This is a genomic window from Caulobacter sp. D5 (genome assembly GCF_003185805.1).
Classification (GTDB): domain Bacteria; phylum Pseudomonadota; class Alphaproteobacteria; order Caulobacterales; family Caulobacteraceae; genus Caulobacter.
In genome coordinates, this window is the sequence record NZ_QHJY01000313.1 from 1 (window position 1) to 9,048 (window position 9,048).

12 protein-coding genes and 1 pseudogene are annotated in these 9,048 nt (G+C 69.9%); 5 read left to right on the forward strand and 8 right to left on the reverse strand.

What is annotated here, in order from left to right; genetic code table 11:
* Together DMC18_RS19195 and DMC18_RS19200 are read left to right on the forward strand one after the other, a co-directional pair.
* A partial coding sequence (locus DMC18_RS19195; protein WP_146218135.1) for a bifunctional diguanylate cyclase/phosphodiesterase occupies positions 1-892 on the forward strand: 892 nt, incomplete at its 5' end.
* Positions 893-898: 6 nt separating this feature from the next.
* A complete protein-coding gene (locus tag DMC18_RS19200) occupies positions 899-1,210 on the forward strand; it encodes a hypothetical protein (protein ID WP_110121346.1) in 312 nt (103 codons plus the stop codon).
* 4 nt (positions 1,211-1,214) lie between these two features.
* On the opposite strand, the gene DMC18_RS26645 is transcribed toward DMC18_RS19200, so the two are convergent.
* The 7 genes and pseudogenes from DMC18_RS26645 to DMC18_RS19230 form a co-directional block, all read right to left on the reverse strand.
* Positions 1,215-1,562 carry an SDR family oxidoreductase gene (locus tag DMC18_RS26645; RefSeq protein ID WP_199228574.1) on the reverse strand — a complete coding sequence of 116 codons (348 nt, stop codon included), beginning with the start codon at positions 1,560-1,562 and terminating at the stop codon, positions 1,215-1,217.
* 145 nt (positions 1,563-1,707) lie between these two features.
* Positions 1,708-1,950 (reverse strand): annotated as a pseudogene (locus DMC18_RS27345) (KR domain-containing protein); the annotation flags it as partial.
* Between the two features lie 197 nt (positions 1,951-2,147).
* The gene (locus tag DMC18_RS19210; protein ID WP_110121345.1) at positions 2,148-2,690 is read right to left on the reverse strand and encodes a YkgJ family cysteine cluster protein; all 543 of its coding nucleotides are present in this window, start codon (positions 2,688-2,690) and stop codon (positions 2,148-2,150) included.
* Positions 2,687-3,148, reverse strand: a complete 462-nt coding sequence (locus DMC18_RS19215; protein ID WP_233245329.1) for a YkgJ family cysteine cluster protein — start codon at positions 3,146-3,148, stop codon at positions 2,687-2,689. Before DMC18_RS19215 ends, DMC18_RS19210 begins: the two co-directional genes overlap by 4 nt.
* A 240-nt stretch (positions 3,149-3,388) precedes the next feature.
* Positions 3,389-3,742, reverse strand: coding sequence for a VOC family protein (locus DMC18_RS19220; RefSeq protein ID WP_110121343.1), 354 nt, complete (start codon positions 3,740-3,742; stop codon positions 3,389-3,391).
* A gap of 43 nt (positions 3,743-3,785) precedes the next feature.
* The gene (locus tag DMC18_RS19225; RefSeq protein ID WP_110121342.1) at positions 3,786-4,445 is read right to left on the reverse strand and encodes a methyltransferase; all 660 of its coding nucleotides are present in this window, start codon (positions 4,443-4,445) and stop codon (positions 3,786-3,788) included.
* Between the two features lie 139 nt (positions 4,446-4,584).
* Positions 4,585-5,535: a fatty acid desaturase family protein gene (locus tag DMC18_RS19230; RefSeq protein ID WP_110121341.1), complete on the reverse strand. Its 951-nt coding sequence runs from the start codon at positions 5,533-5,535 to the stop codon at positions 4,585-4,587.
* 74 nt (positions 5,536-5,609) lie between these two features.
* Between DMC18_RS19230 and DMC18_RS19235 the strand changes: the two genes are divergently transcribed.
* Entirely contained in the window at positions 5,610-5,951 is a 342-nt protein-coding gene (locus DMC18_RS19235) for a lysozyme inhibitor LprI family protein (RefSeq protein ID WP_110121340.1), read from the forward strand.
* 126 nt (positions 5,952-6,077) lie between these two features.
* On the opposite strand, the gene ubiA is transcribed toward DMC18_RS19235, so the two are convergent.
* Positions 6,078-7,004: a 4-hydroxybenzoate octaprenyltransferase gene (gene ubiA, locus DMC18_RS19240; protein WP_110121339.1), complete on the reverse strand. Its 927-nt coding sequence runs from the start codon at positions 7,002-7,004 to the stop codon at positions 6,078-6,080.
* A gap of 172 nt (positions 7,005-7,176) precedes the next feature.
* Here ubiA and DMC18_RS19245 point away from each other — a divergent pair, with 172 nt between their 5' ends.
* A complete protein-coding gene (locus DMC18_RS19245) occupies positions 7,177-8,637 on the forward strand; it encodes a catalase (RefSeq protein ID WP_110121338.1) in 1,461 nt (486 codons plus the stop codon).
* Positions 8,638-8,729: 92 nt separating this feature from the next.
* Positions 8,730-8,987, forward strand: a complete 258-nt coding sequence (locus DMC18_RS19250; protein ID WP_110121337.1) for a hypothetical protein — start codon at positions 8,730-8,732, stop codon at positions 8,985-8,987.
* The last annotated feature ends 61 nt before the right edge of the window (positions 8,988-9,048 follow it).

Genomic DNA, 9,048 nt, shown 5'->3' on the forward strand with positions numbered 1-9,048 from the left:
CGAGCTGGCCGTCGAGGCCGCCGCCGCCAACGGGCGCGGCTCGGCCGCCGCCTACGGCCGCTCGATGGAGACCGACGGCCTGTCGCGCCTGGCGCTGGAAGCCGACCTGCGCGGCGCCATCGGCCGGGGCGAGATCATCCCCTATTTCCAGCCGGTCGTGCGGCTGTCGACCGGCGCCCTGTCGGGCTTCGAGGCCCTGGCGCGCTGGATCCACCCGCGCCGCGGCCTGCTGCCGCCCGACGAATTCCTGCCGCTGATCGAAGAGATGGGCCTGATGGCCGAGCTCGGCGAGCACATGATGCGCAGCGCCGGCAAGCAGCTGGCCGCCTGGCGTCATACCCATCCGGCCGTCGGCGCCCTGACCGTCAGCGTCAACCTGTCGACCGGCGAGATCGACCGTCCGGGCCTGGTGCACGACGTGGCCCAGGTGCTGCGCGAGAACGGCCTGCCGCGCGGCGCGCTGAAGCTGGAAGTCACCGAAAGCGACATCATGCGCGACCCCGAGCGGGCCGCGGTGATCCTGCGCAGCCTGCGCGAGGCGGGGGCCGGCCTGGCGCTGGACGACTTCGGCACCGGCTTCTCGTCGCTGTCGTACCTGACGCGCCTGCCGTTCGACACGCTGAAGATCGACCGCTACTTCGTGCGGACCATGGGCGGCAACGCCGGCTCGGCCAAGATCGTCCGCTCGGTGGTCAAGCTGGGCCAGGATCTCGACCTGGAAGTCGTCGCCGAGGGCGTCGAGAACGCCGAGATGGCCCACGCGCTGCAGAAGCTGGGCTGTGACTACGGCCAGGGTTTCGGCTATGCGCCGGCCCTGTCGCCGCAGGAGGCCGAGGTCTATCTCAACGAGGCCTATGTCGACGGCGCGGCTCCGGTGAAGGCGCGGGGCTGAGGCGCCATGCATGTGCTGCTGATCGCGGCCGTCTGGGGCGGCGGGATCGCCAGCCTCGCCTTCACGATCTATGCCTGTATCCGCTCCAACCGGGCGATCTCCGAGATGGTCGAGGTGGTCAATCGCCACGCCGATCCCGGCGCGCCGAAGGAGACGACCCTGGGCTGGCACGCGGCCAAGTGGGAACGGGTGACGGCCCGCTATCGCGCCATCGATCCCGCAGCGCCCCTGATCCGGCGTCATAGGCTGTGGTTCAGCCTGATGGTGGCCAGCGGTCTGGTCGCCTTCGCGGTGCTCGCGGCCCAGGCGCCGGCCTAGCCGCTTATCCTTTCGCCAGGTCTCCGTAGAGCCAGGCGGCCGTCACCCCGCCGTCCATCAGGATGTCGCTGCCGGTGATGAAGCCGCCGTCGGGGCCCATCAGCAGGGCGCCGACGGCTCCGACCTCGTCGGGCGTTCCGGCGCGCCCCGCCGCCGATCCCTCGATCATCCGGCGATAGCCTGCGCCACGCGGGCCGGTGAGTTCGTCGCGGGCCAGGGGCGTCATGACGATGCCGGGGCTGATGGCGTTGATCCGTGCTCCGCGCGCGCCCCAGCGCACGGCCTGGGCGGCCACCCGCAGCGCATTGCCGCGCTTGGAGAGCTGGTAGGCGTTCAGCGGATCGGTGACCACTTCCGGAGCCAGGGAAGGGCAGGGCCAGCAGCGCTTCGGTCGGGGTCGTGGCCAGGGCGTGGTTCTGTTCGACGCTGAGCGGCGGCAGGCGGTGGCCCGACTGCGAGGCGATGACGACGCCGGAGCCGCCGGGCGCAATCACCTCGCCGAACAGCTCCAGCACCAGGGCCGTCCCGTAGAGGTCGACCTTGAGGATGACGCTCGCCGGCGCCTGGCTGGGCGAGACGCCGGCGGCGTGGATCAGGCCGGTGACCGCGCCGAGGGCCGTGGCGGTGGCGACCAGGGCCTGAACGCTTTCCCGCGAGGCGACGTCGACCACGGCGACGTGGGTCTCGTAGCCGGCGTCGGCCAGCACCTCGGCGGCGGCCTGGGCGTTCTCGCGCTTCATGTCGGCCAGCAGCACGCGCTTGCCGACGCCTACACGTCGGGCGATCGCCTAGCCGATCTGGCCGGCCCCGATGACTACGACGACGTCGCTCATGAGCCTCTCCTTGGTTCAGGAGGCTCACATAGCGCCCTTCAGGCGGTGGGATTAGCCACGGGCGCGTCCACGGCCTGCTGAGCCCGTTTCAGCAGTCCGGGCGCTCAGCCCTCGGCGTCGCTCAGCACCATGGCGAAGGGGACCTGGGCGCCGTCGCGGTTCACATAGCCGCTGACCAGCTTGTGGCCGGGGTTCAGCACGCCCAGCTCGACGTCCTCGGTCGGGAAGACCACGGTGCGGCGGTCGCCGACGCAGACCACCAGCTCGTAGCCGTCATAGGCCCGCTGCGACATGGCCTTGATGCGGCGGTAGTAGGGCTCGCGCTTCCAGGCCGCCGGCTTGCCGGGATCGACCACCACGTTGAGCCGCTTGCCGTCGCGGTCGGAGTACATCAGGAAGCCGGCCTTGTCGGGCCGCCAGGTCTCGTCGAGCTTTTCCGAGGTCAGCCACAGGCAGTGGAAGCCCCGGCAGGCGCCCGGACGGGTCTCGTAGGAGCCGCAGCCGCCGCCCTTCCTGAAGTGGCCGCACCAGACGCCGTCGCGCTTGTTCAGCTCGTCGATGGCCAGCACCTTGCAGCACATGCCGCAGGAGCCGCAGGCCTTTCCAGGGGCTGGGCCAGGCGCGGGGCCGGGGGCGACGTCGCTCATTGGGCGGCTCCCGCGAAGGGCTTGGCGGCCATGTCGCGGACGATACCGAGATCAACATCGCCGTCGGCGCGGATCTCGAAGGCGCGGGGGCCGACCAGCACGTTGAGGGTCAGGCCGCCGGCCGCACCGCGCCGGGCCCAGTCGCGAAAGGTGGCGTGATAGGGAGCCTTGCGCCAGGCCTGGGGCTGGGCCGGATCGACCTCGACGATCAGCCGCCGGCCGCCGTCCTCGCGGTGCAGGACGAAGCGGGCGCGGTCGGGCCGCCAGTCGTCCGACAGGCCCTCGGCGTTCAGCCAGTAGCAGGAGAAGTCGGCGCAGGCCTTGGGGCGGTCGGCATAGATCGCGCAGCCGGCCCCTTTGCGGAAATGGCCGCACCAGGCGTGAGGGGCCTTGCCGATGGCCTCGACGCCCATCAGCTTGCAGCACATCCCGCAGTCGCCGCAGCTCCGCTGGCCCACCTGGATTCCCCAATCGTCAGGGTGCGGAACTTAGCCAGGGTTTGTGACGGTTTTTGCGGGTTCCAGATGCTCCCCCTGAAGGGGGAGCTGTCGCGGAGCGACTGAGGGGGAAGGAACCTCCCCCTGTGGGGGAGGCGATCGCGCAGCGATCGTTGGGGGGAGGACTTTTCAGTCTGCGGCGGCTGAAAACGGCCCCCCTCCGGCCCTCCGGGCCACCTCCCCCAGAGGGGGAGGATCGCTTTATTCGAACCCCGTCGCGCTCCACACGGCCAGTTCGTTGCCGGCCGGATCCAGGAAGTGGAACCGCCGGCCGCCGGGGAATTCGAAGATCGGCTTCACCACCACGCCGCCGGCCGCCGTCACCTTGGCTTCCATGGCTTCCAGATCGACGGCGTAGAGCACCACCAGCGGCTTGGCCGGTTCCTCGGTGACGTCGCCGACGAAGCCGCCGTCGGCGCCCTGGCCCTCGAAGGCCGCGTAGTCGGGGCCGTAGTCGGTGAAGGTCCAGCCGAAGGCGGCCGAATAGAAGGCCTTGGTGGCCGGCAGCTCGCCGCCCGCCCACTCGATATAGTCGATCTTGCCGTCCTCGCGCATGGGCGTGCTCCTCAGAATGTTCTCATTATGTTCTAATCAGCGCTCAGGGCAGAGTCCAGACGCTGGTGCGCTTCACCGCCAGGTCTTCCAGTTCGCGGGTGGTGGGCACCTGGTATTCGGCCAGCTTCACCAGGCCCTCCTTGGGGAAGTAGGTGCGGCCCGGATCGCCGACCAGCACCGCCGCCCCGGCCGCGCGGCCCTGGGCCAGCCAGGCCATGACCGCCTTGGCCATCGGGCCCTCGTAGCAGATGTCGCCGGCCAGCAGCACGTCGGCGGCCGGCGGCGGCGCGTCCAGCAGGTTGACGTCGGTGAAGCCGATCTCGACGCCGTTGGCCTGTGCGTTCATCGCCACGGCCGCCTCGCAGAAGACATCGATGTCGGCCGCCAGCACGCTCGCCGCGCCCGCCTTCATCGCCGCGACGGCGACGATGCCCGAGCCGGTGGCGAAGTCGATCACGTGCTTGCCGCGCACGATCTCGGGGTGGTCCAGCACGTAGCGCGCCAGGGCCTGGCCGCCGGCCCAGGCGAAGGCCCAGAACGGCGGCGGCAGGCCGATCTCTTCGAGGGCTTCCTCGGTCAGCTTCCAGATCGGCGTGATTTCGTCGGCCAGGTGCAACAGGAGTTCAGGCGCGTGCGGCGTGGGCAGCAGGCGGGTGTTGTCGGCGATGAAGGCCCGGCGGCCTTCCAGGGTCTGGACGATCATGGGCGGGTTATAGGCGTTTCGCGCTCGCGCGAGACCCCCTCAGTCGCTCCGCGACAGCTCCCCCAGAGGGGGAGCATCTTGCTCGGCGCTTTCCAGATCCTCCCCCTCTGGGGGAGGTGGCCCGGAGGGCCGGAGGGGGTTAAGCCGCCACCTTCCCCGACGCTGCCTTCAGTACCGTGAGGTACCCCGGCGCGTTCAGCATGCCCTCGGTCAGCCCCTTCTCCCGAAGCAGCCGGTGCGCCTGCGGCAGGTTCCAGCAGGGCACGTGCATGAAGAGGTGGTGCTCGGCGTGGAAGTTGACGTGGTAGGGGGCCACGAGGGCGCGCTCGAGCCAGTTGGCCTTGGTGGTGCGGGCGTGGCGGAAGGGATCGGGCTCGTCCTTGGCGACGAGGGCGTGCTCGGCGATGTTGCGCAGGCGGGTGACCAGCGGGAACCAGGTGGCCATCGGCACGATCCACAGCGCCAGCCACGCCCACCACAGGCCGACGGCGCTGAGCGCGACCAGCATGGCCAGGTTGATCAGCAGGAACCGCTTCTGGCCGGCCGCCGCGCGGGCGAAGATCGCGCCCGGGGCCTGGCCATGCTGGCGCTTCTTCAGGCCCGCCAGGATCGGTCCGAACCGCTGCTTGAAGAAGGTCTGGCCCGTCAGGTCACGGATGATCTTGCGGCGCAGCGAGGCGCGCGTGGTCGGGAACGGGGCCGACAAGACGAGGTCCGGGTCCTCGGCCTGCTGGGCGAACTTGTGGTGGGTCAGGTGATAGGGGCGGTAGGCGTTCAGCGCGGCGCCCAGCGGGGCTGCGCACAGCCACTCGCCCAGCCAGTCGTTGACCTTGAGATTGGGGTGCAGCCCGCCATGCGCGGCCTCGTGCATCAGGATCGCCAGGCCCAGCTGCCGGGCGCCGATCAGCATCACGGCGACGATGTAGGTCAACGGGTTGGGCCAGACGACGAACACCGCCCCGGCCAGCAGGATCACGCCCCAGGCGTGGGCGACCATGGCGATCCCGCGCCAGGACGAGCGGCGCGACAGGCGGGCCCAGTCCTCCGACGAGAACAGCTCCTGCGGCTTGATGCGAGCGGCGACGGCCATGGAACGGATCATCGCACATTCAGGTTCCAGCCGACAGAATGCCGTTAGGTCAGGTCCTTTTCCGGAGACTTTTCATGCGCTTGCCTGTTGTCGTCGCCCTTGTGTCGCTTGGTTTCGCCGGCGCCTCCCACGCCGCCAGCTTCGACTGCGCCAAGGCTAGGCGGGCCGACGAGAAGGCGATCTGCGCCGACCGCAGCCTCGACAACAAGGACGTGCGGATGAGCGTGCTCTACGACGTCAACAAGAAGACGATGGGCATGGGTGCGCGCGGGGCGCTGATGGACAGCCAGCAGGCCTGGCTGAATGAGCGGGCGGGCTGCAAGGCCAACCGGGCGTGCCTGGCGCGGGTTTACGACCGCCGCCTCGGCGAGCTGGAGCGGTCGATGGAGCGGATCTACCGCGCGGGGCCGTTTTGACCGGGGAGGCCCCCTCCGGCCCTCCGGGCCACCTCCCCCAGAGGGGGAGGATCGAGTAACGCCGAGCCAAGAAGATGTTCCCCTCTGGGGGAGCTGTCGCGGAGCGACTGAGGGGGTCTTGCGGCCTCAGAACCCCGCCGGCGTCCACGCTCCCGCCACCAGCGCCAGGACAAGGATCGCCCCGGCCTGGGCGTTGGACTTGAAGAGCTTCAGCGCGCCCGGCCCGTCGTCGAGCTTCACGGCCACGGCCTGGCGCGACAGGTGCAGGCCGTAGAGGCCCAGCAGCGGCAGGAACAGCGGTCCGAGGCCACCGACCCACGCCGCGCAGAGGGCCAGCACGAAGGCCAGGACGTAGAAGATCGCCACGCCCTGGCGGACCTTGGAGCCCAGGCGGCGGGTCGATGACTTCACCCCGGCCAGGGCGTCGTCCTCGATGTCCTGGATGGCGTAGATCGTGTCGTAGCCCAGGGTCCAGAAGATGCCCGAGGCGTAGAGCAGGGCGGCCGACCACGAGAGCGAATGGGTGGCGGCGGCGTAGCCGAGCAGGGCGCCCCAGTTGAAGGTCAGGCCCAGCCACGCCTGCGGCCACCAGGTGATGCGCTTCATGAACGGATAGCCGGCCACCAGCAGCAGCGAGGCCACGCCGAGTCCGATCGCCAGCCAGCCCAGGCAGATCAGGATGAGGAAGCTGGTCAGGCTGCACCCCACCAGGAACAGCCAGGCCTGCTTGACGGTGATCAGGCCGGCCGGGATCGGGCGCAGGGCGGTGCGAGCCACCTGGGCGTCGAAGTCGCGGTCGACGATGTCGTTGAAGGCGCAGCCGGCCGCCCGCATCAGGGCCGCCCCGACGAAGAAGGCGATCAGCAGCCAGGGATTGGGCAGCTGGCCCTTCTCGGCCGCGGCCAGGGCGATGCCCTGCCAGCCGGGCAGCATCAGCAGCCAGATGCCGGCCGGGCGGTCGAACCGTCCCAGCTTCAGCCAGGGGCGCAAGGCGGCCGGGGCGTAGCGGTCGACCCAGTTGGCGGCGGCGGCGTCGGGCAGGATGGCGGTCATGGCCCTGGATTAGACCGCCGGACGCTCCGGGTCGAGGCGTGGCCGTTCAAGACCCGTCCTATCGTCCCGCCTAGGCTTCGATAGATCGAGCCGATACTGTCGGCAAAAACGATCAATTGGATTTATCGGGCGCCGCCTGGGACAGTGGTGCTGCGAGATGACGAGGGCCGAGATGACCAAGATCACCATGACGACGAGCGCCGGGGCGCCGATCGCGGATAACCAGAACAGCCTGTCGGCCGGCCCGCGCGGGCCCCTGCTGATGCAGGACTACCAGCTGATGGAAAAGCTGGCCCACCAGAACCGCGAGCGGGTGCCCGAGCGCGCCGTCCACGCCAAGGGCTCGGCCGCCTACGGCGTGCTGAAGATCACCCACGACATCAGCGGCTGGACCAAGGCCGCCGCCCTGCAACCGGGCGCGGAGAGCGAGGTGCTGCTGCGCTTCTCGACCGTGGCCGGCGAGCGCGGCGCGGCCGACGCCGAGCGTGACGTGCGCGGCTTCGCCCTGAAGGTCTATACGCAGCAGGGCAACTGGGACCTGGTGGGCAACAACACCCCGGTGTTCTTCCTGCGCGATCCGCTGAAGTTCCCCGACTTCATCCGCACCCAGAAGCGCCACCCGGTGTCGAACCTGCGCTCGCCGACGGCGATGTGGGACTTCTGGAGCCTGTCGCCGGAAAGCCTGCACCAGGTGACGACCCTGTTCTCGGACCGGGGCCTGCCGCAGAGCTATCGCCATGTCCACGGCTTTGGCAGCCACACCTACAGCTTCCTCAACGCCGCCAATGAGCGCGTGTGGGTGAAGTTCCACTTCAAGACCCAGCAGGGCATCAAGAACTGGACGAACGCGGAAGGTAACGCGGTCATCGCCAACGACCGCGAGAGCGCCCAGCGCGACCTGTTCGAGGCCATCGAGAAGGGCGATTTCCCGCGCTGGACCTTCTACGTGCAGATCATGACGGAGGCCCAGGCCGCGAGCTTCCGCTGGAACCCGTTCGACCTGACCAAGGTCTGGCCGCACGCGGACTATCCGCTGATCGAGGTCGGGGTGCTGGAGCTGAACCGCAATCCGGACAACTACCACGCTGAGGTGGAGCAGAGCTCGTTCTCGCCGTCCAACATCGTGCCGGGCATCGGCTTCTCGCCCGACAAGATGCTGCAGGCGCGGATCTTCTCCTACGCCGATGCGCACCGCTACCGGATCGGCACCCACTACGAGGCGCTGCCCGTGAACCGTCCACGCTGCCCGGTGCACCACTACCACGCCGACGGCGCGATGCGGTTCGACAGCCCGCCGCGCACTGACGCCTGGTACGAGCCCAACAGCTTCGGCGGGCCGGTGGAGGATCCCTCGGTCGCCGAGCCGCCGCTGCCGATCCACGGCGACGCCGACCGCTACAGCCACCGCGACGGGAACGATGACTATAGTCAGCCAGGCGACCTGTTCCGGCTGATGAGCGCCGACCAGCAGCGCCAGCTGTTCGACAACATCGCCGCGGCCATGCACGGCGTGCCGGTCGAGATCCAGAAGCGCCAGCTGGTGCACTTCCATCGCGCCGATCCGGCCTACGGGGCCGGCGTCGCCTACCGCCTGGGGATCTCCGCCGACGAGATCGCCATCGCCGCCGAATAGCCTGGAAAGGACTATCCGGCGGCCCGAGGAGGACCGCCACACCGCCCAGCCCCCGGCGGTCCTCCTCGACCCCGTCAGAAAGGAGCACGACCATGACCCGTCCTGATCGCATCACCGCCCGCGCCGCCGGCTGGAGCCTGCTGGCCCTCGGCCTCGCCGCCGGCCTCGTCGCGCCGCATCCGGCGACCACGGCGCTGTGGTCGGCTTCGGCCCGGGCGTTCCGCCGGGCGGGGGACGAGGGGATGGTTCAGCGCCTGCTGTCGGCGACCAAGTTCGGCCCGCGGATCGCGCGCGGGCTGAAGCGCGAGAGCGTTGGGACGCTGTATTACGGACGGGCGGGACTGGCTTGACGATCCTCCCCCTGAAGGGGGAGGTGGCCCGGAGGGCCGGAGGGGGAAGCGGCTGCTGACA

Coding starts and splice junctions, on each gene's coding strand:
- DMC18_RS19235 (WP_110121340.1), top strand. CDS start 5,610: ATGCGCTTGCCTGTTGTCGTCGCCCTTGTGTCGCTTGGTTTCGCCGGC.
- DMC18_RS19230 (WP_110121341.1), bottom strand. CDS start 5,535: ATGGCCGTCGCCGCTCGCATCAAGCCGCAGGAGCTGTTCTCGTCGGAG.
- DMC18_RS19245 (WP_110121338.1), top strand. CDS start 7,177: ATGACCAAGATCACCATGACGACGAGCGCCGGGGCGCCGATCGCGGAT.
- DMC18_RS19210 (WP_110121345.1), bottom strand. CDS start 2,690: ATGAGCGACGTCGCCCCCGGCCCCGCGCCTGGCCCAGCCCCTGGAAAG.
- DMC18_RS19225 (WP_110121342.1), bottom strand. CDS start 4,445: ATGATCGTCCAGACCCTGGAAGGCCGCCGGGCCTTCATCGCCGACAAC.
- DMC18_RS19200 (WP_110121346.1), top strand. CDS start 899: ATGCATGTGCTGCTGATCGCGGCCGTCTGGGGCGGCGGGATCGCCAGC.
- ubiA (WP_110121339.1), bottom strand. CDS start 7,004: ATGACCGCCATCCTGCCCGACGCCGCCGCCGCCAACTGGGTCGACCGC.
- DMC18_RS19250 (WP_110121337.1), top strand. CDS start 8,730: ATGACCCGTCCTGATCGCATCACCGCCCGCGCCGCCGGCTGGAGCCTG.
- DMC18_RS19220 (WP_110121343.1), bottom strand. CDS start 3,742: ATGCGCGAGGACGGCAAGATCGACTATATCGAGTGGGCGGGCGGCGAG.